Origin of the sequence: Rubrivirga marina (assembly GCF_002283365.1) — a bacterium.
Classification (GTDB): Bacteria; Bacteroidota; Rhodothermia; order Rhodothermales; family Rubricoccaceae; genus Rubrivirga; species Rubrivirga marina.
The window spans coordinates 271,771-295,396 of record NZ_MQWD01000001.1; the positions used below are offsets into that span (position 1 = coordinate 271,771).

Sequence of the window (23,626 nt, forward strand, 5' to 3'; positions counted from 1 at the left end):
TGGGACCCGGAGGCCCCACGCGGAGCCGTTAGAGCTCGCAGTACGTGGTGATGTCCTGCTCGAGCTCGGAGTAGACCTCAAGGGCCGTGTTGACGATCTCGGCGGCGACCGTCGCGCTGGCGCCGAGGATCGCGGCGCGCGTGTCGAGCGAGAGGATGGCCTCGCCGATGTCCTGGATGGCACTCTCGGACTTCGTGCGAGCCGCCTCCTCGTCGTCGGCGCAGATGCCGATCGAGCCGTCGGCGAGGCGATACCACGAGGTCTCGTCGGCGAGCTCCTCGGTGACCGTCACGTAGGCGTCGATGAACCGGGCGAGGGCACCGACTGCGAGGGCCTGCGCGGCCTGCTCGTCCGTGAGGCCCTGAGCCTTCAGGTCGAGGATCGCGCCGGCCTGGTCGTACACCAGCTCGCCGTCGACGACGGAGCCGCAGAGCGCGAAGTCCTCGACGGCGGCCGGGAGGACGCCCTCGAGCGTCGACGTCACCTCCTCGAGCACGTCAATGCTCACGACGAGCTCGTCGAAGCCCTCATACTCGGTCGGGTCGAACTGGACGGCCGTCGGGTCCTCGGCGTAGGCGCAGGTCCCCGCACCGCGGGCGGCGGCCGGCTGGGCCACGCGCTCCGAACCGGCGGTCGAGAGGTACTGGGCGATCCGGTCGATGTCGAACAGGTCGATCCCCTCGCGCTGGAGGAGCGTCGTCGAGAGCTCGACGCGGACGACGGCGTTCGTGGGCTCGGCCTCGAGGGCCTGGGTGAGGAGCGACACGGCCGAATCGTAGTCGCCCTGCTCACGGGCGAGGATCGCGTCGTCGATGGCGACGTCGACGCCCTCGTCGATCGAGAGCATCGGGCCGGTCTCGTCGCAGCCGGAGAGCGGGAGCAGAAGGACCGCCGCGAGGAGCGGCAAGAAGGAACGGGTCATGGCGGGAAGCGGGGGCGAGTCAGATTCTGTTGGGTCTATCGGCCACCCCCGGCCTGTCCGAAACCCTCTAACTGTCTCTTCTTGATACTCCCCGGCGGGATTGGAACCTCTAGGTTCCCCACACGACGGTCGAGCCCGATCAGGCGCCGGATTGGACCGCCCGCGCCGGATCGACCTGCGACGCCCGAACGGCGGGATACACGGCCGCCAGCGCGCACAGCCCCACAGCGATCACGACGACCAGCCCGACGTCGAACGGCCGGATCGCCACGGGGTACGCGTCGATCACGAACGAGCCGGCCTCGGCCAGCTTCACGACGCCGAACGCCTTTTGCACGAGCGACACCGTCAGCCCGACCGCGAGCCCGATCCCGGCCCCGACGCCGCCCACCAAGAGCCCCTCGATCAGAAAGATCCGGCGGACGTCGCGACGGCTGGCGCCCATCGCTTGGAGCGCGCCGAGGTCCCGCTGCTTCTCGATCACGATCATCGTCAGCGCCCCCACGATGTTGAAGGCGGCGACGACGATGATGAGCGCGAGGATGGCGCTGGCCGCCCACTTCTCGAGCTTCATCACGCTGTACAGCGAGCCCTGGAGGTCGTACCACGTGCTCACGGCGTACCGGCCGGGCGCGTCGGCGTCGAGGCGGTCTTGGAGGCGGGCGGCCACGGCGCCGGCGTCGTCGAGATCGGCGAGGCGGAGGTCGAGGCCGGAGGCGCGACCGGGCATCTGGAACAGCCGCTGGGCCTCCTGGAGCCCGACGAACACGTGGCTCTCGTCGTAGGTCGGCTCGAGCGAGAACGTCCCGCGCACCTCGAACGACCGCTGGTCGGGCAGGCCGAACGGGTACAGGCCGATGGCTCGCTCCAGCGCCGCGGCCGACAGGAGCGACACGCGGCTCCCACCGACGGCACCGGCCGAAGGCCCGCCCTCGAGGGCCACGCCGGGGTCCGCCGGCCGGACGCCCGTGCGCCCCGCCAGCGCCGCGCCCATCACGATCCCGACGCTCCCGTCGCGGCGGCCCAGGCTGAACGTGCCCTCGCGGATCGACCGCTCGACCTCGGCGTCGAGCGCGCTCGGCTCGACGCCGCGGACCGTCACGACCTGATTGAGGGTCCCGCCGTCCTCGGTCGTCAGGAGCGCCTTGCCCTCGACGTAGGGCGTCGCCGAGACGACGCCGGGCTCCAGCCGCGCGGTCTCGGCGAGGCCGTCGGCGTCGGCCAGCCCCTCCCCGCCCACGGCCTCGACACGGACGTGCGGGTCGTAGCTCACGAGGAGGTCGCGGACGACGTCGTAGAACCCGTTGAGCACGCTCAGCACCACGACGAGCGCGGCCACGCCGACGGCGACGCCGGCCACAGAGATGCCCGAGATCACCGAGATCAGCGTGAGCCGCCGCCGGCTGGCGAGGTACCGGCGTGCGATGAGGAAGCGGTAGTCCACGGGGTCGTCGTGCGTGCGGCGCGGGGACGCCCGCCTCGATGCCGAGGCGGAGCTACTCGCCGCCGGCCGCGGCCCCGACGGTCACGCCAGCAGGCGGGGTCGGACGGGCCGCGTTCGAGGCCTCGATCTCGCCGCGGATCCGCTCGATCTCGCGGAGCGCCTCCTGCACCTCGCGCTCCTGCTGCGACAGCCGCCGCTCGCGCTCCTGGAGGTCCTCCAGGATCTCGGCGATGGCTGCCTCGCGGACTTCGAACGGCGCCATCTCGTAGTAGCCGCGGTCCTCGAAGTAGCCCCGGAAGAGGAAGTTGTGCTTGAGGGCCTCCATGTTCTCCGAGAACCGGAACGCCCCGACGGCGCCCCACCCGGCCGCCTGATTCAACCGGTCCGTGATGGCGCGGATGTCGGACGAGACGGTCTGGAGTTGGGCCGCGCCCTCCTGGAGCTGCGCCGCCGTCGCGAGGAACGTCTCGTAGACCGCCGGCTCGTTGAGGAACCGCGCGACCGTCCCCTCGCCCTGGTACACCCGCCGCAGGATCTCGTTGACGCCGGCCGACGCCGTCTCCGCCGTCCCCACGAGCTGGTCGGCGCGGGCGGTGAGCGCGCGGAGCGTGTTCTGCGACTCGAGGACCGTCCCCTGGAAGGCGTCGGCCGTGGCCACGGTGCTCTCGTAGAGCCGCTCGTCGTAGAGGAACCGGCCCAGCGTGCCCTCGCCCGTGCGGACGTCGGCGAGCGTCTGGCTCAGGCCGACCGTGACGGAGTCGAACCGGGCGATCGAGGTGAACAGCCGGTCCGACACCTCGCTGAGGGCGAACGGGTCGACGCCCTGGATCTGGCCGTTGTCGGCGACCTGAGGCCGGCCCGGCGAGCCGTCCGTCAGCGACACGATCACGTTGCCCACGAGCCCGTCGGTCTGGATCAGCGCGCGGCTGTCCTCGCGGATGAGCGGTCGGGCCTCCTCGTTGACGGCCATCCGGACCGTGATCGGCGCGCCGGGCTCGTTCGGCAGGCGGACCGCCGTCACGCGCCCGACCTGGATGCCGTTGTAGAACACCGAGGCCCCGGTCTGGAGCCCGGCCACCTGGTTGAAGTTGGCCCGGACCGAGAAGGTGTCGGCGAACAGGCTGTTCTGGCTCCCGATCACGAACATGATCCCCACGGCCGAGAGGAGGCCGAGGAGGACGACGAGACCGAGGCGCGCTTGACGGGTCATGTGCGGAAGCTAAGGGGGGCCCGAACGTCGGACAGAGTACGGCAGTGCCCGAGGCCGAGATCGGCTAGGCCTGGCCGTACGCCTCGGTCCCCTGGAAGAACTCCTGGAGGACCGGGTGGTCGGAGCGGCGGACCTCGTCGAGCGTACCCGACGCGGCGATCACGCCGTCGTGGAGGAAGTGGGCCTTGTCGGTGATGATCTCGGCCGCGAGGAGGTCGTGCGTGATGGCGATCGACGAGATCCCGCGCGTGTCGCGGAGCTGGACGATGAGCTCCGACACGACGCGGACGCTCACCGGGTCGAGCCCGGTCGTCGGCTCGTCGTAGAGGATGATGTCGGGCCGGAGGATGAGGGTCCGCGCGAGGCCGATCCGCTTTTTCTGGCCGCCCGAGAGCTCGGCCGGGTACTGGTCGCGCGTCTGGGGGAGGTTCACGTCCTCCAGGCTCTCCATGATGAGGTCGTCCTTCTCGTCGCGGCGGAGCGTCGTGAGCCGGTCGAGGAAGAACCGCATGTTCTCGTAGACCGTCATCGAGTCGAAGAGGGCGCCGCCCTGGAAGAGGTAGCCCAGGCGGGTCCGCTTCCGGTCGCGCTGCTCGGGGGTCATGAGGTCCAGCCGCTCGCCCAGCACCCAGACCTCGCCCTTGTCCGGCTGGAGGAGCCCGACGACGTGCTTCGTGAGCACGCTCTTGCCCGTGCCGGAGCCGCCGAGGACGACGGCACTCGTCCCGCGCTCGACGGCGAGGTTCACGCCCTTCAAGATCGTCTTCGGCCCGAACCCCTTGTGCACGTCGCGGAGGTCGACGACGACGTTCTCCGGCGGCGGCGGCGAGTTGCCGGTGACCGGCCCGTCCTCGCCCACGATGTGGTCCGCCTCGGCGCCGAGGCCGTCCGGGTCGGCGGGGACGCCGGCCTCGGGCTTGCCGGGGGGCTCGTCGGCGGGCCCCGCCAGCCCGTCGTCGTCGAGCGGGTGCGGCCCCTCGGCGTCGGAGGCGTCCCGGTGACGGCGGGCGTCGGCGCGTTTGGAGAAGCGGGACATGGCGGATTGATTCAGGGTTCAGAGTTCGGAGTAGGAGCGGTGACCTCCGAACTCCCGACGCCGAACTCGTTACGCGGAGCCGGAGATGTCGCCGAAAAGGATGATCGAGGCGCGGACGACGACGACGTCGGCGAGGAGGATGAGGAGGCTGGAGATGACGACGGCCTGCATGGCGGCCCGGCCCACCTCGCGCGTCCCGCCGCGCACGTTGTAGCCGAGGTAGCAGCTCACGATGCCCACGATGAACCCGAACACGGACGTCTTCATCGTGTCGACGGCGACGTCGACGAAGCGGAGCGTGTCGAAGGCCGTCGCGATAAAGACGCGGACGTCCATGCCGTCGCTCAGCCACGCCTCGAGGTAGCCCCCCGTCAGGGCCAGCATGTCCGTCAGGATCGTCATGATGGGGAACATGATGACGCAGGCGAGCACGCGCGTGACCACGAGGTAGTCGAACGGCTTGAGCGCCGCGACCTCGAGCGCGTCGATCTGCTCGGTCACCTTCATCGACCCGAGCTCCGCGCCCATGCCCGCCCCGAGGCGGCCGGCCAGGACGAGGCTCGTGAGGACCGGCCCGATCTCCTTGATCACGGACAGCGAGAGCATCGACGGGAGGAAGCTCTCGGCGCCGAACCGGGCCAGCGTCCCGCGGCTCTGCATCGCGAGCACGATCCCGATCGAGAAGCCCACGACGCCCGTCAGCGTGAGGCTCTTCGTCCCCACCTCGTCCATCTGCGTGAGGAGCTCCTTGAACTCGAATGGGCGCCGCCAGAACCGCGAGAAGAACCGGCCGATGAACGCGAACAGACCGCCGGCCTCGGCGAAGAAGGACTCGCCGAAGACCGTCTTCTCGCGCGCCGCCTCCTTCTGCTCCTCGACCTTCCGCTCGACGGCCTTCTCCTGGAGGATCTTCTCGCTCTGCCGCGAGCGGCGCGAGGCGCGGAGGCGCTGGGTGAGCGAGTCGGTGGGCAGGGGCTCCATGCGGGGAAGCTAGCGTCCGAGAGGGCGCGGGGTCACGTGGGGCGGTGTCGCGAGCCGCACGCGCCGTCCGCCGCGCGCGCTACCACGACGTCTCGTAGTTGAGCCCCGCGCCGACGCCGCGCTGGCCGCTGTACTCGGTCTGCGCCGAGAGCCAGCGGAGGAGCTCGTAGTCGAGCGAGAACAGGATGGGGAGGCGGTTCTCGCTCTGCGAGTTGTCGCCGAGCGGGACGATGAACCCGCCCGTCCAGAACAGCCGGCTCGAGAGGTAGTCGCCGAACTTGATGACGATGTCGCCGCCCTCGTAGTCGATCTGGGCCATCTCGAGCCCGAGCGTCCGGCTGGCGAGGCCCTCGGCGAAGCCCGAGACGGTCCCGAGCGCGAGGCCCGTGCCGGCGCCCGCGAGCGCGCCCGTCCCCACGAACTCGTCGGCGAGCCGGCCCGTCGCGATGAGCGAGACGATGTCGGCGGCCTCCATGGTCGGCGTCGAGCTCAGGCGGATCGATGGGTTCTCGTCGAGCTGGCCCTGCGCCGAGAGCGTGATGACGGCCGACGACTGGCCCGAGATCGAGCCCGGCAACCGGATGTCGAGCGTGGCCGCGAGGTCGACGATGGCCGCGAGCGGGTCGCCGTTGAACGTGATCGACCCGTTCTCGAGATCGAACTGGCGGTTGAGCGTCTGGACCGAGCCGCGCACGAGGTCGATCCGGCCGAAGAGCTGGCTCGACTCGGCGTACGACCGCTTCCGGGCGTCGACGTCGCCCCGGAACTCGATGTCGAACGGGAGGCCGGCCTCGCTCCGCAGCCACACGTTCTGCTCGATCTCGACCGTGAGCGCGTAGTCGAGCGCGTCGACGAACCGGCTCTGGGCCGTGTCGCGGGCCGTGACGACGCGGCCGAACCGGGACTCGACCTCGCGGATCTGGGCGTCGGTGAGCGTGACCGACTCGAGCTCGGGCGGGACGAGCTCGTCGGTGAGGTAGATGTCGCCCTGGGCGAGGACGACGGAGCCCCGGAGGACGGGCCGGTCGAGCGTGCCCGTCAGTCGGAGCGGCGTCGACCCGCGGTCGATCACGAGGCCGTCGTACGTCCGCGTGTCCATCGCGAGGAAGTCGCGCGGCGTGATGGTCAGGTCGAACTCGCCGACGGACAGCTCGCGGAAGCGGACGTTGCCGGTGACGTCGAGGGCCGTCCGGCCGCTCTCGTCGAGGATCCGGACGTCCTCCAGCACGATCCGGTCGTTCTGGAACGTGAGGTCGGCCGTGATCGGTTCGTAGACGCGGCCCGTGGCGACGACGCCGAGGCGACCGCCCTGGAGCGTGGCGACGCCGTCGAGCTGCGGGTTGGCCTGCGTCCCGACGATCGTGAGGTCGAGCCGGAGCGTCCCGCCGAGCGCGTTGTAGGCCCGGTCGTCGAGGAACGGCCGCGCCCAGTCGATGGGGAAGGCGCGGGCGCGGGCGCGGAGGTCGACGCGCTCGTCGGCGTCGCCGCCCTCGCTCTGCGGCCCGTCGGCCAGCGAGAACGCGAACGGGACCGTCCCGTCGACGGTCAGCGTCTCGCCGCCCTCGTGCGTGAGCACGGCGTCGAGGCCGAGGCGGCCGTCGGCGTAGGCCACGTCGGCGGCGAGGGCGCCGACGGGCTCGCCGTTCGAGGTCAGGTCGGCGAGGGAGACGCGGCCGTCGATGCGGGGCGCCGTCGCCGGGCCCGTGAGGTCGAGCGTGGCCGTGAGGTCGCCGCCGAGCGCGCCGAGGTTGACGAACTCGGTCAGGGCGTCGATCGGGACGTCCTCGACGGTCACGACGAAGTTCTGCTCGCCGTTGAAGTCGATGGTCCCGTCGGCCGCGATCTGCTGGCCCCCGGACTCCGAGGCGAGGATGAGCCCGCGGACGTCGATGAGGCCCTCGGCGACGGCGATCTCGGTCGGCTGGAGAAGCTGCCAGGTCTTGTCGTCGAGCCGGAACCGCCCGCGCTCGATGAGCACGCCGTCGGACTGCGGGTCGATCCGCGCGAACACGTCGAGGTCACGGCGCTCGTCGACCGTCACCGTAGCGTCGACAGTGAACGTCCCGTCGTCGGCGGCGACGGTGGCGCGGCCCTCCTCGACGCGGTACGTCGGGCCGGAGAGGACGTCGAACGTGGTGCGGACCTCGCCGTCGAGGGCGCCGAGGCCGAGCGAGTCGGCGAGCGCCCGGTTCCACGACATGTCGACCGAGGCGTCGAAGCCGGTCACGGCGATCTCGTCGACGACGACCTGGCGCGCCTCGGCGGAGCCGAGGAGCCGGAGCGGCTCGCCGGGCTGGGCCGACGCGTTGAGCACGAACGACCCGCGCTCGAGCCCGAGCGTCCGGTCCGTCTGGGCCGCCAGCGGGGCGAGGCTCTCGACGGTCCCCTCGAGCCGGAAGTCGGACGCCGCGCGGTCGTTGAAGAGGGCCAGCGTGCCGCCGCCGGTCGCCTGCGCGAGGTCGCTCTCGAACCGGAGCGTGTCGACGCTCACGACGCCGTCGGCGAGGGCGAACCGCGTGGTGAGCGACTCGAGCATGACCGGCCCGAGTGTCGACTCACGGCCGGTGAGCGAGCCCCGGAGCGTCATCGTCTCGGGGTCGGTCCCGCGACCCTCCAGGTCGAACCCGAGCGTGAGGCGGAGCGGCTGGTCGGGCGGGAGGTCGAGGAGCGTGCCGGCGTCGAGCGCCTCGGTCCGCCCGCGGAGCGCGTACGTCGGCGTCTCGTCGAAGGGCCGGCCCTCGAAGGAGGCCACGATCCGCCCGCCCTCGGCCACGCCCTCGTCGCGCGGCGGCGTGAGGAGCGTGACGTCCAGCGACCCCCGGAGGGCGCCGTCGGCCAGCGTGAACTCGACGCGGCCGTCCTCGAGCTCGGCGTCGTTGATGCGCGACGGACGGAGCGTGACGACCCCCGACCCGTTCGCGGTCGGGAGGTCGGCGATGCCACGGATTTCGCCGGTGAAGCAGCCCGTGAGGTCGGTCCGAGGGTTCGAGGCCGAGAGGTCCGACAGGTCGAGGTCGCGGAAGCACGTCCCGTCGAAGGCGTAGCTGGGGTTCGCGTCGAACGGCCGGCCCGAGAGCGCGAGGTCGAACGCGCCTTCCGGCGTCGTGATCGGCCCGTTGACCGTCAGGAACCCGTCGTCGAGCGTGACCGCGAGGTCGGCCGAGTCGACGAGCCGCTCGCCGTACGACGACGGCGCGGTGATGGCGACCTGGGCGTCGAGCGAGAGCGTGGCCGGGTCGAGGCCGGCGCCGCTCGCGACGTAGGTGCCCGTGAGGTCGCTGTAGCGCTCGGGGATGCCCTGGACCTCGGCGAGGTCGAGGTTCTGGAACGTGCCGCTGAGCTCGTAGGCGAGCGGCTGGGCGAACGGTCGCGCGGTGCCGGTCGCCGTCGCCTGCCCGCCCGGGCCGAAGTCGAGCGCCGCGTCGAGCGTGGCGACGCCGCCGCGGAGCTGGACATCGAGGTCGGCCGCGGCGAGCTCGAACTCGCCGTAGCGCGAGCTCTGGAGCTGGGCCGTGAGGTCGATGGGCGCGCTCGTCACGTCGACGCCCTCGCCGGAGAGCGTGAACGAGCCCGTGAGGTCGCTCTCCTGGCTCGGGTTGCCGGTGAGCGCGGCGAGGTTGAGCCCGGTGGCCTGCCCGTCGACGATGTCGTAGGCGAGCGGGTCGCCGAGGCGGAGGGTGCCGAGCGCGGCGATCCGCCCCTCGTCGCCGGCGAGCGTCGCGTCGGCGTCGAAATCGGCCACGCCGCGATCCACGTCGGCGTCGAGCTGGAGGTTCGAGAACTGGAGGCGGCGGTCCGTCAGGCCGATGTCGGCGCGGGTGAGGTCGAGCGCGAGCGTGCCCGAGAACGCGTCGAGCGAGGCCCCGCGTCCGATGAGCGCGAACTCGCCGGCGAACTCGTCGGTCCGTCCGGAGCCCGGGAGGAGCACGCCGAGGTCGACGTTCTGGGCGGTTCCGGCGACCTGGTAGGTCGGGACCTCGTCGAACGGACGCGCGCGGCCCTCGGCCGCCAGCGACGCGCCGGGGAGCGCGCCCTCGAGGTCGAACGAGACGCGGCCCGCGGCGAACGACCCGTCGAGGCGGAGCCGGTCGATCGTCCGGTCGCCGACGCGGCTCTCGCGGAGCGACACGGCGAACGGCCCGCTGAGCGTCTCGAGCGTCGTGCCCTGGAGGTTCAGCCGAAGGTCGCCGGTGACCTCGGCCGACGGGACGCGGTCGCCGAGGAGCGCCGAGGGGTCGAACCGCTGCAGCGTGCCCTCAGCGCGGTACCGGACCGGCCCGCTGTTCGGCTCGCGCGAGAACTCGCCGTCGACGTTGATGGTGGCGTCGTCGAGGGCGCCCGAGAGCGACGCCGTGAGGACGTCGCCGTCGGAGTCGGCGCGGAGCCGGAGGCGGGGGGCCCCGTAGACCTCGACGCCTGCGAACGCGCGGACGTCCTCAAGGTCCAGCGGCGACGCCTCGACGAGGGCGTCGAACACGGGAAGCGTCCCGTCGCCCGCGAACTGGAGCCGCGCCTCGCCGACGACGCTCGTGCCGGCCTCGCTGCGGATCATGAGCTCGTCGAGGGCGAGGTCGCGCTTCGAGAACCGACCCGACGCCGAAAGGTCGGCCTCGGCCCGGTCGAACGGGGCGATGGCATGGAGCGAGAGGGCGTCGATGGCGCCCGAAAGGCTGTCGCCGCGCTGGCGGAAATTCTCGACGACGGCCCGGAGCTCGCGGACGGAGTGGACCGAGTCGCGGCCGTCTTCGCGGTACCAGATCACGTCGGCCGCACCGCGACGGACGGCCAACTCGTCGAGCCGGATGGCGATGCCCGCCCGCTGCTCCTCCTCGTCGGCCGGCTTGAACAGGCCGGTCACGTTGAACGAGCTGTCGGCCCGTTGGCGGACGTAGAGGTGCGGCCCGCCGATGTAGAGCCGGCTGGCCGAGAACGTCCGCCGGAGGAGCGTCGTCAGGTTGTAGTCGACCATGACGGTGTCGACCGTGACCACGGTCTCCCCGCCTCGGCGGACCTCCAGGCCGGTCAGACGAGCGCCCGTCAGGAAGTTGCCGGCGAGGCCCTCGGCCGAGACCTCGGCGTCGTCGGCGAACACGTTGGCGATCTGGCCCACGACGAGCCCACGCGCGAACTCCCGCCCGGGGCCCGTCTGGAGAAAGATGAGGACGCCGACGAGCACGACCGCCACGAACGCGATCGCGCTCGCCAGCCCGACGCTCACGCGCTTCGCCGCGCGCCGCTTCCGTCCGCGGACGGGGCCCGGTGCGGGCCCCTCGCTCCCAGACCCGCCGTCGCCCGACGGCACGGCGTCGGGCCCGCGCACGCCCTCCCCCGTCGCTTCGCCCCGGGGGGCGGCGCCGTCGCCGAGGTGGTCGGTGCGGGTGGGGTCGGTGGACACGAGGGGGCGTGAACGCGAGAGCGGGATGGAAGGTCTGCGGGCCGAGCGAACCTCAGGAGAACGTCAGGGTCCGGCCTACTCCTCGGCCTCTAGAACGTCTGTCCGATGGAGATGTAGAGCTGGGCCCGCCCGAGGATCTGGCGGGCGGAGATGGCCTCGGGGTCGAAGTCGGTCCCGTTGAGCCGCGCGTCGATGTAGCCGCGTGCGTCCCCGCTGCTCGGGTCGTCGATCTCGGCGCCGCCGAAACAGACGGGGTCGCTGGCGTAGATCGAGTCGCCGCAGTAGACGCGGGCCGGCTGGCGGAGGTCGAGGTACGACGGGTTGACCTTCACCCCGATCCCGATCGAGACGAACCCGACCGGGGTGAGGTACTGGATCCCGGCGCCGACGCCGACGCGGAGGCCGCCCTCGTTCTCGAGGATCTCGGCGAGCGTCGTGTCGGCCGGGGCGCCGCCGGCGCGGAGGAGGTCCTCGGCCGGGGCCGAGCTCGGCGCGCCGACGTAGCCCGCGTCCGTGAACACGTTGACGCCCCACTGCGGGCCGAGCGCGCTGAGGGGCAGGTTGAGTTGGACGCTCCCCGCCATCTTGTACCGCCCGCCCACGCCGACGTAGTTCACGTCGCGCGAACTCGTGATGAGCGACGGGTCCGGCGTCACGCCCGGCGTCTCCACGGGCGGCGTGATGGAGAACGTCTTGGGCCCGAGCCGGGCCGCCGCCCACCCGCGCACGTCGGACGTCCCTCCGGAGTAGAAGAGCTGGTCGCGGAAGAGGACGTAGTCGCCCACGTCATCCGGCGTGGTCCCGCCGAGCGGGAGGAGCCCGCCGAAGATGCCGCGCAGCACGACGCCCGAGCGCCGGCCGCGCAGCGGGATCGTGGCCGTCGCCGCGAGCCGGGCGCGGCCGTAGGCCACGTCGCCTCCGGCGGCCGAGAGCGACGGCCGGAGGACGTAGCCGCGCGTCGGCTGGAGCGGGTCGTCGAGCGTGCCGTAGACGAGGTCGAGGCCGAGCACGCCGGTCGTGGCCTCGAGCGTGTCGGGGAGGAACGGGCCCGGCGGGAGCGCGAACTGCCCCGCGTCGAGGAGCCGGATGCCGAGCCCGCGTGAGAGGTCGCGGCGGCGGCCCGTGACCGAGAGCGCCGCCGTCTTGAGCGGGGCGAGGGTCAGGAGCAGCGTGTTGGCGACCTCGGCCGTCGCACTCGACTCGATCTCGTCGTCGCGGACGCGGTACGACGGCTGGAGCGTGTACGAGAGTCGCCGGTCGAAGACGTACGGCTGGCGGAACGGGACCGACACGCGGAGGTCGCGGATGGGACCGCCCGAGACCGACGTCGCGCCCGTCCCGCCGAGCCCGGAGAGGATCCCCGTCCGCCACTCGATGTCGACGCCGAGTTGGCGGGCGCCCTCGAACGCGTTCCGGTGCGTGGCCGAGGCCCGGAGCGTGACGCCGCCGTCGGTGAAGTAGCCCGTGAACGCCGAGAGGACCCGGCTCGGCCCGCGCCGCACGCGGACGACGACCGGCACCGTCGTGTCGCCCCGGACCGCCTCGGGCGCGATGTCGACGAGGGCGAGCTCGAACAGGCCGAGGCCGAACACCTCGCGCTGGCCCTCGGCGAGCGCGCTCGCGTCGAACAGGTCGCCCGTCTCGAACGGGAGCTCACGCGTGACGACGTTGCGGGCCAGCGACTCGTTGCCCTCGACCTGGATCTCGCCCACCCGCGCCCGCGGCCCCACGTTGACCTTCACGCGGACGTCGGCCCGGAGGCCGGTCGTGTCGGGGAACTGCTCGGCGCCGGCGTCCGCCCAGGCGTAGCCGCGGTTGCGGAGCCACGAGATCGTCTGGCTCTGGAGCTCGACGAGGGCGAAGTTGTCGAGCCGGTCGCCCGTCCGGACGGCTGGGTTCCGCTGGAAGGTCGCCCAGTCCTCCCGGATCTCGAGCGCCAGCACCGAGGCCACGTCGCTCTGGCCCGGCCCCGCGAACGAGACCTCGCCCACGAGGAGCGGCGGCCCCTCGTCGATCACGAACGTCACCCCGACCGTGTTGTCCGTCGTGTCGAGCGCGACCTCGTAGTCGACCTCGGCGAGGGGGAACCCGCTGCTCTCGTAGTACCGAGTGAGGCGGACGACGTCCTTCGCCGTCTCGATCGGGTCGAACGGGTACGGGACGTCGCTCCCGCGCGGGATGAGGCCGAAGATCGGCCCCGGCGGCGCCGTCGTCGCGACCTGGAGCTTGAGGTTCTCGATGAGCAGCGTCTGCCCGTCGACGAACTCGAAGCCCAGCGAGCCCACCGTCGTCTCGTCGTCGACGAGCGTGAGGGGGACCTGGGCACGCGCGCCGGCGAGGGCACCGAGGACGAGGAGAAGGGCGAGGAGACGGGCGGTCACGCGGGGGCGGAGGGGAAGCGGACAAGCTACCGACCGCCAGGATCGGCTCACGAGGACGCGGGCACCGGGCCACCGTCGCGAACCGCCCCTTCGGGCAGCGCGTCGCCGCCGGGCGCGGCCCCGGACACCTCCGCCGCGGCCGACGGTTCCGCCCGGGCCACGTTCCCCACCGACTCGTGGACCGACTCGTGGACGGCCTCGGCCGCCTCGGCCTCGACGCGCTCGCGGTGCTTCCGGAACTCGCCGGGCTTCCGCGACCACATCTTCCGCAGCCGCGACTTCCGCGGCCGCACGCGGCGCTCGTGGAGCGCGGCCACGACGGCGCCGGCCACGAGGATCAGCCCCGAGAGGTACACCCAGAACACGAACGCCAGGATCAGCCCGAACGCCCCCCCGAGGCCGCCGAGCCCCTCGCCCGACTGGGCGTACCGGTCGAAGTCGGCGACGTACGTCGCGTAGTAGGCGAACCCGTTCTTGGCCAGCTCGAACAGGATCGCCGCGACGGCCGCCCCCGCCAGCGCGCTCCGCTTCGGCGGCTTGGGCCGCGGTACGAAGTAGTACAGCTGGGCCAGCATCCCGACCGTGAGGACGTATGGGACGAGGAACGTGACGGCCTGGAGCAGCCCGCCCGTGGCGGTCCCCACGAAGCCCGGGTCGAGGCCGGCGCGGGCCGCCAGGTCGCCGCTCCGCGCGCTCAGGAACCGGGCGGCCGTCGTGATCCCGAACGAGAGGAGGAACAGGCTCCCGACCTGGGCCACCATCCGGAGGTCGAAGGCGTAGCCGCCGAGGATCGAGCGCATCTGGTGCCGGCTCTCCCCCATCGCCGCGCCGACCACGTAGCGCAGCGTCGCGAACATGGTGATGACCGTCGCGATGAAGAAGATCGCACCGAACGTCGTGATGGCCCCCGAGGCCTCCTGGAGCTGGAGCACGAGCTCGACGAGCCCGTCGCTCTGGGTCGGCGGGAGGAACCCTCGGAGGAACTGGGCCACGGTCGTGAACGCGTCCTCCTGCCGGAGCACCCGGCCGAAGATGCCGACCGCGAGGAGGATCAGCGGGAGGAGCGTGACGAGCGTCTTGAACGCGATGGCCTGCGCCCACAGGAACACGGGGTCCGTGGTGAACACCTTGAGCAGGCCCCGCCCGTAGTACTGGGGGACCGTCAGGGCCTGTTTGGCGTGGTAGGCTGCCGCGCGGAGCATCGGAGGCAGAGTACGATGGGCCGTCCCCGGAGGTCCACAGGGAGCGCCCCACGCCCCGTTCAGGAGGCGTCCTCCTACGATCCGTGCTTGGCCGCCTCGACGTCGAGGCCGGGACGGTCGCCTACTCCGTCGGGAGCGGGAGACCCTGCTGGCGGAGGAACGACAGCCTGTCGAAGTACCCGCGCTGGAACGCGATCCGCCCGCCGACGACGTGGAAGAAGCCACAGCCGCGGAGGCCGAGCGGGTCGCGCCACTCCAGGATCGCCCACTCGCCGTCCTCGAACAGGTGCTCCACGAGGCACGTCATGTCGGCCTCGGCGAACTCGCGGACGAACATCGCGCGGATCGCCTCACGCCCCTCGACCGGGTCCGCCACGACCTGGTGGTTCACGGCGTCGGGCGCGTAGAGCGCCGCGATGGCGTCGACGTCGGCGGCGTTGAACGCCTCGACCCACCGCTCGATGACCGCGCGGGGGCTCACGCCGACGCCGTCTGTTGGCTACGCCGACGCCTTGCGTTCCTCATAGATCGGCGGGGTGCCGTCGGTGATGGTCGCGGCCGTGATCCGGCAGACGGCACCGGCGTGGGCCTCGGGCGCGTCGAACATGAGGTCGAGGAGGGCGCCCTCCATCACCGACCGGAGCCCGCGCGCGCCGGTCTCGAGCGCGACGGCCCGCTCGACGACCGCGTCGAGGGCGTCGTCGTCGAGCAGGAGGTCGATGCCGTCCATCGCGAACAGCTTCTGGTACTGCCGCACGAGCGCGTTCTTGGGGTCCGTCAGGATCCGCCGGAGGTCGTCCGGGGTGAGCGCGTCGAGCGCCGTGAGGACCGGGAGCCGGCCGATGAGCTCGGGGATGAGCCCGTAGCGGAGGAGGTCGTCGGGCTCGGCGTGGCGGAAGAGCGTCGGGTCCTTGGGGTCGACGGCCGACGGCCCGTTGTGCTGGAACCCGATCTGGCCGTGCGAGAGCCGCCGCGCGATCTGGGGCGCGAGCCCGTCGAAGGCGCCGCCGCAGATGAACAGGACGTTCTTCGTGTCGAACTGGACGAGCGACTGCTCGGGGTGCTTCCGCCCGCCCTTCGGCGGGACGCCCGCGACGGTGCCCTCGAGCATCTTGAGGAGCGCCTGCTGGACGCCCTCGCCCGACACGTCGCGCGTGATGGACGCGTTGTCGCCCTTGCGCGAGAGCTTGTCGACCTCGTCGACGTAGATGATCCCGCGCTCGGCCCGCTCGACGTCGTAGTCGGCCGCCTGGAGCAAGTGCGAGAGGATCGACTCGACGTCCTCGCCGACGTAGCCGGCCTCGGTGAGCGCCGTGGCGTCGGCGATGGAGAACGGGACGTCGAGGATCTTGGCGAGCGTCCGCGCGAGGAGCGTCTTGCCGGTCCCGGACGGCCCGAGCAGGAGGATGTTCGACTTCTCGAGTTCGACGTCGTCGTAGGCGTGGAGGTACTCCTCGGCCTCGATCCGCTTGTAGTGGTTGTAGACGGCGACGGAGAGCGCGCGCTTGGCGAGGTCCTGGCCGATGACGTGCTCGTCGAGGGCCGCCTTGATCTCGCGGGGCGTCATCCGGCGCGGCCGGCCGGCCGGCGTGCGGCGGCCCGTGCCCGCGGTGCCGGGCGGGACGTACGCCTGAAGGTCGCCCCGCACGATGCCCGAGGCGTCGTGGATGCAGCGGTCGCAGATGTAGACGTCGGGCCCGGCCACCATCGAGGTGACCTCGTGGGCCGTGCGGCTGCAGAACGAGCAGCGGATGACGTCGTCGCCGCCGGGGGGCATGCGCGTGCGGGTGAGAACGGGACGCGGCAATCTAGGGCCACCGGCGAGGACGCTCGGCCCTCCCGGCCGTTTGTCCGAGATGCCCTGACGCGCGGGACGGCCGACGGGCTCCCCGAGGTGGGCAGAGCGGGGCGCCGGCGGGCTAGTTTGCGAGCACGCCCCGGTAGCTTAATTGGATAAAGCGACGGCCTTCTAAGCCGTTGAGTCCAGGTTCGAGTCCTGGCCGGGGTGCTCGTCTCCCCCGGCCCCTTGATGGACTCGCCGCCCTTCGCGGACGCCTCCGCCCTTCCCTGGCAGCCCGTCGCCCCCGGCGTGGAGCGGCAGGTCCTCGCCCATGACGACGGGCTCATGTTGGTCCGCGTGCGGTTCGAGGCCGGCGCCGTCGGCACGGTCCACCCGCATCCCCACCGGCAGGTGAGCTACGTCGAGACGGGCGTCTTCGAGGTCGAGGTTGGAGACGAGCGCCGGGTGCTCCGGGCCGGCGACGGCTTCGTCGTGGCGCCCGACGTCCTGCACGGCGTCGTCGCGCACGAGGCCGGCGTGTTGCTCGACGTCTTCAGTCCGGCGCGTGAGGAGTTTTTGGACTAGAGACCGCCCGCCTCGGTGAGTGGGTCGGCGACCCGGCGATCCGACTGGCGCCCGGACGGGCGTTCCCAGCCACTACCGACGGGACCGGAGAAGGAGAACGAAGGCGACGAGCCCGATGAGGAGGAGACCGAGGGCGAGGTCGAGCACGAGCGGGGTGGTCCGAGAGCCAAGCGACGTGCGCCCAGCCATCGACGGGGGCGAGCGACGGGCCGCATGTGCCTTTAGGGTAGGGAAGCCGCCTCCCCTCCGGCATGGGAGGCACGCACTACAGGAAGCGGGCGTGGTGGCTGGGCTCGGGCTTCCCCCCAGTTCGACTTTGCGGCGCAACGTCTAGGTTGGTCAGGAGTTACGCCAATCCCTGGCCTCCGTATCCATGCGAACCCACACGGACGAGACCGTGACGATGACGCCCGGCCGCGTGGCGCTCGTCGTCGCCCTCATTCTTCTCGCCCTCGCGTTCGGCCTCCTTGGTTGACGGCGTCTCGTCGGGCTCGGCCGTCCGGCGAGGCGGCGTTGGCGTAGACTCCGCGTCTTCCTTGGCGTCTGGACTTGGCCGTCGCCACTCTTGATCGCCGTGTCGACTCTGGCCGGGCCTGCGCACGGATCTCATCGACACGTGGGGCGGGCCTCCGTAGATTGGGCGTCGCGGTGCCGTGGCCGAGGGGTTAGGCACAGGTCTGCAAAACCTGGTACACCGGTTCAAATCCGGTCGGCACCTCCCGCGACGCGCCCCGCCGACCTCCGTCGGCGGGGCGCTCGTGTCTCGGCCCGCCTCGGCGCCGAGGCGGGGGTGGCCGCCTCGGCCCGGCCTCAGCCCGCGAGCTCCTCCAGCCCGTCCTTGATGGCCGACGTGGACCCCACGACCTCGGCCTTCCCCCGGACCGCCCCGGCCAGGAACCGCACCACGTACCACGGGATCGCGCCGACGCCGAACACGGAGATCCGCCCGCCGCCCGTCTTCGCATTCGAGCCGCTCCTCGCGGAGCCCACCGTCTCGGCACATTGCCGGGCGACGGCGTAGAGCCGCGATTGCTCGCTGAGGTCGAAGTGACCGACCGTGCGGAGCTCGCGGGCGAAGTCGGATTGGGAGACGATGCGGGTGCCGGCCATGGGGGCACAGGGGAGTGAGGCTGGTCACAGGGTAAACCGCAGGGCGGATATTCCACAAGTCCCGCCCCGATGCCGAGGCGGGCAGGGCCAAGTGACGGACCCCGGGCGCGAGTGCGGCATTGGACTCCGTTCCTGCAGCTCTCCCCGACCCTCCGCATGCGCTTCGCTCCGCTGGCGGCCTTCGCCGCCCTCCTGTTCGCCGCCGGCTGCTCGAGCGGCACCGAGTTCCTCCAAACCCCCCAGGCCCCGGCCTCAACCGAGCCCGAGTTCGACCCGCTCACCGAGGCCGAGCTGGCCGAGACCGAGGCCAACGAGTTCTCCGTCCCGGTCGTCTACGACACGCTCGCCAACGGGCTCAAGGTCGTCATCTCCGAGGACCCCTCGGCACCCACGGCCGTCGTCGCCGTCTACTACAACATCGGATTCCGGATCGAGCCCCGCGACCGGACCGGGTTCGCCCACCTCTTCGAGCACATGATGTTCCAGGGCTCGGAGCACCTCGGCAAGAACGAGTTCATCGGGCTCGTCCAGCGCAACGGCGGCGTCCTCAACGGCTCGACGCGGTTCGACTTCACGAACTACTTCGAGATCGTCCCGGCCAACACGCTCGAGACGATGCTCTGGGCCGAGGCCGACCGGATGCGCGGGCTCCAGGTGACGCAGGAGAACCTGACCAACCAGCAGGGCGTGGTCTCCAACGAGGTCCGCGTCAACGTCATCAACCAGCCGTATGGCGGGTTCCCGTGGCTCGACCTCCCGCAGGAGGCCAACGAGAACTGGTACAACGCCCACAACTTCTACGGCGAGCTCAGCGACCTCGAGGCGGCCACGCTCGACGACGTCCAGGACTTTTTCGACACGTACTACGCACCGAACAACGCCGTCGTGGTCGTCGTCGGCGACGTCGACCCGGACCAGACGATGGGCTGGATCGAGCAGTACTTCGGCGGGATCGAGCGGGCCGACGTGCCGCCCATCCCGGATCTCCGCGAGCCGCCGCAGACCGAAGAGAAGCGGGCCTCCAAGGTCGACTCGCTCGCCACGCGGCCGGCCCTCGCCTTCGCCTACCATATGCCGCCGCGCAACTCGGAGGCGTACTACGCGATGGGGCTGATCCAGCAGATCCTCCTCGAGGGCGACGACTCCCGTCTCCACCAGTCGCTGGTCACCGAGAACGGCGTGACGTCGGACGTGAGCGGCGGGATCAACTGGCCGCTCGGCAACATGTACAACTACAACGGGCCGATGCTGTGGTCGGCCTGGCTCGTCCACGACCCGGAGACGGCGCCCGACTCGATCCTCGCGCTCATCGACGCGGAGGTCGAGCAACTCCGTGAGGAGGCCGTCGCCCCAGACGTCCTGGAGCGCGCGAAGGTCAAGCTCCGGAGCGACCTCTACGACACGATCGGCGGGACGTACGGCTTCGGCCGGGCCGACCTCCTGGCGTCGTTCGCGCTCTTCGACGACGACCCGGCCCGGATCAACACGCTCGTGGACCGCTTCGAGCGCGTGACGCCGGGTCTGATCCGCCGGACCGCCCGCGAGTGGCTCCGCCCCGAGAACCGGACCGTCATCACGCTCGAGGCCGCCGGCGGCGGCTTGTAGGCGCGGCCCCGTCCGCCTCGGCGTCCCCGCGGACTCCCCGAGGCGGGCCGCCGTGTCCCCACTCCCGCCCCGCCGCCCCTGACTCCCATGCTTCGCACTCTCCTCTTCTCCGCTCTCCTGGCCCTCGCCGGCCCCGCCCTCGCCCAGGGCTTTCCCTCGACGCCGCCCGAGCCCGGGCCGCCACTCCCGTTCGAGATCCCCGAGGGCACGACGTTCGCGCTCGACAACGGCGTCGACGTCACGCTCGTCCCCTACGGCAGCCTCCCGAAGGCCGACGTCTACGCCGTCGTCCGCGTGGGGAACGTGGACGAGGCGCCCGACGAGACCGGCCGCGCCGACCTCCTGACGTCGCTCCTCACCGAGGGCACCACGAGCCGCTCGGCCGAGCAGATCGCGCGCGAGGCCGCCGAGATGGGCGGCTCCGTCTCGGCCGGCGCCGGGCTCGACCAGACGTTCGTGACCGGCCGCGTGCTGAGCGAGTTCACGCCCGACCTCGTCCGCCTCGTCGGCGACGTCCTCCGCAACCCGGCCTTCCCTGAGGACGCGTTCGAGCGCGTCCAGCGCGACGCGCTCCGCGGGGCCGCCGTGGCCCGCTCGCAGCCGGGCACGCTCGCGCAGGCCGCCTTCTACGAGACGCTCTATGGCGACCACCCGTACGCCCAGGTCATCCTCCCCGACACCGAGGACATCGAGGCGGCCACGGTCGACGGCGTCCGCCAGTTCTACGAGGCGAACGTCGGTCCGCAGCGGACGCGGCTCTACGTCGTCGGCCAGTTCGACGAGGACGCCGTCGAGGCGGCCGTGCGCGAGGCGTTCGGCGACTGGTCGGGTGGCCCGGGCATGAGCCAGCCGACGCCGCCCGAGGCCCAGTCCGGCCGTCGCGTCGTGCTCGTCGACCAGCCCGGCGCCGCGCAGTCGAACGTCTACGTCGGCCTCCCGACGATCGACCCTTCGGCCGAGGACTACGTCGCGCTCCAGGTCACGAACGCGCTCCTCGGCGGCTCCTTCGGCTCGCGCATCACGCGCAACATCCGCGAGGACAAGGGCTACACCTACAGCCCGGGCTCGTCGGTCTCGGCCCGCTACCGCGACGCGTTCTGGGCCGAGCAGGCGGCCGTCGTGACGCCCCAGACCGGGCCGGCCATCTCGGAGATCCTCTACGAGATCGACAGCCTCGCGACGACGGCGCCCTCCGCCGACGAGCTCGAAGGCATCCAGAACTACCTCGCCGGGACGTTCGTCCTCCAGAACTCGTCGGCCGGCGGGATCGCGTCGTACCTCGCGTTCCTCGACCTCCACGGGCTCGACCGCGACTACCTCGAGGACTACGTCGAGCGCGTCTACGCCGTGACGCCCGAGGACGTCCGCCGCGTGACGGAGGAGTACCTCGGCGCCGACGACACGGCCATCGTGGTCGTCGGCGACCGGAGCGTGGTCGAGGAGCAGCTGGCGCCGTTCGGCGGCGTCCAGATCACGACGGTCCAGTAGCCGGGTCCGCCCGCCTCGGCGCCGAGGCGGAGGGTGTGAACGAAGGGAGCCCCGCCGCCAGTCGTTGGCGGCGGGGCTCCCTTCGTTCGGATCGGCAGGCGCTACCCGTCGTCGCGGTCGTCGACGCGGGCGGGCGGCGACGTGGCCTCGACGGCGACGAGGTCGTCGAGGACCTTGTAATGGCGGACGGCGCCCTCGGGCACGAGGTAGCTGTCGCCGGCCCCGCACGTGACCACGTCGTCGCCGACGTGGACCTCGACGCGGCCTTCGACGACGTAGCCGACGGTCTCGTAGGGGCGGGTATGGGGCTCGCCGGCCTCGCCCGCGCTCTCGTTCCAGAGGCGCATGGCGACGGACGTGCCGGAGACGAGGTAGGTCTGGCCGAGGTCGCCCTCGGGCGCGGCGGCGGAGTCGATTTTCTTGACGGAGTGGTCGGTCATGGAGGGGTGGGGAGAGAAGGGACGGGTTGAATCCGGGCGCGCCCGGCGGAGTTTCTGGGGCGATGCCGCCTTCTCCTCCGTACGATGTCGCGATCGTCGGCCTCGGGCCGGTCGGCGCGACGCTGGCGGCGCTCCTCGGAGGGCGCGGTCTCCGCGTGCTGGCGCTGGAGAAGGACGCGGCCCCGCACTCGCTCCCCCGCGCGGCGCACCTCGACGGCCACGCCCTCCGCGTCCTCGCCGAGGCGGGCATCGAGGCGGAGGGCCGGCCCCTCGACGGGTTCGACCTCGTGGACCGCCGCGGGCGCCTTTTGCTTCGGGGACGTCCGCGAGAGGGCCCTCCCACCGGTTCCCCCCCCGGCGTGTTGATCCACCAGCCAACCGTCGAGCAGGCGCTCCGCCGCCAGGTGGCGGCGCTGCCCACCGTGGAGGTCCGCCTCGGGCACGAGGTGGAGCGGGTCGAGGAGAGGGGCGACGGCGTCACCATCGCGGGCCTCGCGTCGGACGGACCGTTCGACGCCCGCGCACGGCTCGTCGTCGGCTGCGACGGGGCGCGGAGCCGCGTCCGCGAGGCCGCCGGCGCGGAGCTGGTGGGCGGCGGGTTCGACCAGGCGTGGCTCGTGGTCGACGTCCTCCTTCGCCACGCCGAGGCGGGCAAGGACCTCCCCGACCGGCTTCTCCAGATCGCAGACCCTTCCGGCCCTGCGACCTACGTCCCGTTTGCCGACCCGCGCCGTCGGTGGGAGTTCAGGCTGTCACCCGGCACCGCCGCCGAGACAGCCTGCCAGCCGGAGGCCGTCCGCGCCCGCCTGGCACCGCACGTCGATCCGGACGCCGTCGAGGTCGAGCGGGCGGCGGTCTACACCTTCCACGACCTCGTCGCGAGCCGCTGGCGCCGCGGCCGGCTCGTGCTCGCCGGCGACGCGGCGCACCAGATGCCGCCGTTCCTAGGGCAGGGGCTGGGCGCCGGCCTCCGCGACGTCCGCGCGCTGGCGCCGCTCTTGGCCGACATCCTCCGGGGCGCCTCGCTCGACCGGCTCGACGCCTACGAGGCCGAGCGCCGACCCCACGTCGAGGCCACGATCCGGCAGGCCGTCCGCCTCGGGCGGCTCGTGACGCTCCCCGAGCCGTGGGCGACGCTCCGCGACCGGGCGCTCCGCTCGGCCCATCGCCTCCCCCCACTCCGCCGTCGACTGCTGGACGTCCGCGGGTGAGACGAGAACCCGGCCCACGGGCGTCGGTATCCTCCGCGTCCCTCTCCCCGACCGATCATGGACGTCCTCTCCGCTCCTGGCGCGCCCGCCGCCGTCGGCCCGTACAGCCACGCCGTACGCGTGGGCGGGCTCCTGTTCTGCTCCGGCCAGGTCGCCCTCGACCCCGAGGCGGGCACGCTCGTCGGCGACGAGGTGGCGGCGCAGACGGAGCAGGTGTTCAAAAACATCCGCGCCGTGCTGGCGGCGGCCGGCGCCGACCTCCGGGACGTGGTCAAGACGACGGTCTTCCTCGACACGATGGACGACTTCCAGGCCATGAACGGCGTCTACGCCGAGGCCTTCGGCGACCACCGACCGGCCCGCTCGACGGTCGCCGTCGATCGGCTCCCGGTGGGCGCGCTCGTCGAGATCGAGGTCATCGCCGAGATCGCATCGTGAAGCCCGGCGACGACGGGCTCCGGGCGTTCTTCGTGGACTACGGCCGGGCATTCGAAGCCTACGACGACGCGGGCATCGCGGCGTGCTATGTCACGCCGTGCTTGTTCGTCCGCGACGGGAAGACCGTGGCCGCCCCCTCGCCCGAGGCCGTGATCGAGAGCGTCCGCCGGCTGCTCGACCTCCACCGGGCGTGGGACGTCCAGAAGGCGAAGGTATCGAAGGTCACGGTCCTCGAGCAGGAACCGGAGCACACGCTCGCCCGCGTCGACTGGCGGCTCGGCCGCCCGAAGAGCCGGATGTCGTGGCGGTACGCGACGACCTACACGCTCGTCCCCGACCCCGAGCACGGCTGGCGGATCGCGGTCGCCATCACCCATGACGCGCCGTTCTGATGGCGT

At 72.0% G+C, this 23,626-nt stretch carries 18 protein-coding genes and 2 tRNA genes; 8 read left to right on the plus strand and 12 right to left on the minus strand.

The genetic code is table 11. The features are described 5' to 3' along the window. Positions 1-28 precede the first annotated feature (28 nt). The 10 genes from BSZ37_RS01045 to clpX form a co-directional block, all read right to left on the minus strand. Entirely contained in the window at positions 29-922 is an 894-nt protein-coding gene (locus BSZ37_RS01045; RefSeq protein ID WP_143537522.1) for a tetratricopeptide repeat protein, read from the minus strand. A gap of 139 nt (positions 923-1,061) precedes the next feature. Further along, positions 1,062-2,366, minus strand: coding sequence for an FtsX-like permease family protein (locus tag BSZ37_RS01050; RefSeq protein ID WP_095508764.1), 1,305 nt, complete (start codon positions 2,364-2,366; stop codon positions 1,062-1,064). 52 nt (positions 2,367-2,418) lie between these two features. After that, positions 2,419-3,576, minus strand: a complete 1,158-nt coding sequence (locus tag BSZ37_RS01055) for an MlaD family protein (protein ID WP_095508765.1) — start codon at positions 3,574-3,576, stop codon at positions 2,419-2,421. A 64-nt stretch (positions 3,577-3,640) separates the two neighbouring features. Continuing rightward, a complete protein-coding gene (locus BSZ37_RS01060; RefSeq protein WP_095508766.1) occupies positions 3,641-4,612 on the minus strand; it encodes an ABC transporter ATP-binding protein in 972 nt (323 codons plus the stop codon). Positions 4,613-4,681: 69 nt separating this feature from the next. Further along, positions 4,682-5,593: an MlaE family ABC transporter permease gene (locus BSZ37_RS01065; RefSeq protein WP_095508767.1), complete on the minus strand. Its 912-nt coding sequence runs from the start codon at positions 5,591-5,593 to the stop codon at positions 4,682-4,684. 79 nt (positions 5,594-5,672) lie between these two features. After that, complete coding sequence (locus tag BSZ37_RS01070) at positions 5,673-10,988, minus strand: translocation/assembly module TamB domain-containing protein (protein WP_095508768.1); 5,316 nt, start codon at positions 10,986-10,988, stop codon at positions 5,673-5,675. 89 nt (positions 10,989-11,077) lie between these two features. Next, on the minus strand, positions 11,078-13,369 hold the full coding sequence (locus BSZ37_RS21340; protein ID WP_179299414.1) for a BamA/OMP85 family outer membrane protein: 2,292 nt from the start codon (positions 13,367-13,369) through the stop codon (positions 11,078-11,080). Positions 13,370-13,416: 47 nt separating this feature from the next. After that, positions 13,417-14,571: a YihY/virulence factor BrkB family protein gene (locus BSZ37_RS01090; protein WP_095508771.1), complete on the minus strand. Its 1,155-nt coding sequence runs from the start codon at positions 14,569-14,571 to the stop codon at positions 13,417-13,419. Between the two features lie 121 nt (positions 14,572-14,692). Next, entirely contained in the window at positions 14,693-15,052 is a 360-nt protein-coding gene (locus tag BSZ37_RS01095; protein ID WP_095508772.1) for a nuclear transport factor 2 family protein, read from the minus strand. Positions 15,053-15,070: 18 nt separating this feature from the next. Continuing rightward, complete coding sequence (gene clpX, locus BSZ37_RS01100; protein ID WP_095508773.1) at positions 15,071-16,348, minus strand: ATP-dependent Clp protease ATP-binding subunit ClpX; 1,278 nt, start codon at positions 16,346-16,348, stop codon at positions 15,071-15,073. A gap of 157 nt (positions 16,349-16,505) precedes the next feature. On the opposite strand from clpX, the gene BSZ37_RS01105 reads away from it, so the two are divergent. From BSZ37_RS01105 to BSZ37_RS01115, 3 genes are all read left to right on the plus strand, one after another. Then, positions 16,506-16,579: transfer RNA gene (locus BSZ37_RS01105), tRNA-Arg, on the plus strand. A gap of 21 nt (positions 16,580-16,600) precedes the next feature. Next, on the plus strand, positions 16,601-16,936 hold the full coding sequence (locus tag BSZ37_RS01110; protein WP_095508774.1) for a cupin domain-containing protein: 336 nt from the start codon (positions 16,601-16,603) through the stop codon (positions 16,934-16,936). A 647-nt stretch (positions 16,937-17,583) separates the two neighbouring features. Then, a tRNA-Cys gene (locus tag BSZ37_RS01115) sits at positions 17,584-17,654 on the plus strand. A gap of 92 nt (positions 17,655-17,746) precedes the next feature. On the opposite strand, the gene BSZ37_RS01120 is transcribed toward BSZ37_RS01115, so the two are convergent. Next, on the minus strand, positions 17,747-18,046 hold the full coding sequence (locus tag BSZ37_RS01120) for a hypothetical protein (RefSeq protein WP_095508775.1): 300 nt from the start codon (positions 18,044-18,046) through the stop codon (positions 17,747-17,749). Between the two features lie 156 nt (positions 18,047-18,202). On the opposite strand from BSZ37_RS01120, the gene BSZ37_RS01125 reads away from it, so the two are divergent. Both BSZ37_RS01125 and BSZ37_RS01130 read left to right on the plus strand, forming a co-directional pair. After that, entirely contained in the window at positions 18,203-19,651 is a 1,449-nt protein-coding gene (locus BSZ37_RS01125) for a M16 family metallopeptidase (protein ID WP_095508776.1), read from the plus strand. Positions 19,652-19,738: 87 nt separating this feature from the next. Next, positions 19,739-21,139, plus strand: a complete 1,401-nt coding sequence (locus tag BSZ37_RS01130; RefSeq protein ID WP_095508777.1) for a M16 family metallopeptidase — start codon at positions 19,739-19,741, stop codon at positions 21,137-21,139. A gap of 101 nt (positions 21,140-21,240) precedes the next feature. On the opposite strand, the gene BSZ37_RS01135 is transcribed toward BSZ37_RS01130, so the two are convergent. Further along, positions 21,241-21,579 (minus strand): cupin domain-containing protein, encoded by a 339-nt coding sequence (locus BSZ37_RS01135; RefSeq protein WP_095508778.1) that lies wholly within the window; start codon positions 21,577-21,579, stop codon positions 21,241-21,243. 62 nt (positions 21,580-21,641) lie between these two features. On the opposite strand from BSZ37_RS01135, the gene BSZ37_RS01140 reads away from it, so the two are divergent. Genes BSZ37_RS01140 through BSZ37_RS01150 form a run of 3 tightly spaced genes read left to right on the plus strand, consistent with a single transcriptional unit; the run spans position 21,642 to position 23,620 of the window. Beyond that, a complete protein-coding gene (locus BSZ37_RS01140; protein ID WP_095508779.1) occupies positions 21,642-22,790 on the plus strand; it encodes an FAD-dependent monooxygenase in 1,149 nt (382 codons plus the stop codon). A gap of 57 nt (positions 22,791-22,847) precedes the next feature. Further along, the gene (locus BSZ37_RS01145; RefSeq protein ID WP_095508780.1) at positions 22,848-23,228 is read left to right on the plus strand and encodes a RidA family protein; all 381 of its coding nucleotides are present in this window, start codon (positions 22,848-22,850) and stop codon (positions 23,226-23,228) included. Then, positions 23,225-23,620, plus strand: a complete 396-nt coding sequence (locus BSZ37_RS01150) for a hypothetical protein (RefSeq protein ID WP_095508781.1) — start codon at positions 23,225-23,227, stop codon at positions 23,618-23,620. Before BSZ37_RS01145 ends, BSZ37_RS01150 begins: the two co-directional genes overlap by 4 nt. The last annotated feature ends 6 nt before the right edge of the window (positions 23,621-23,626 follow it).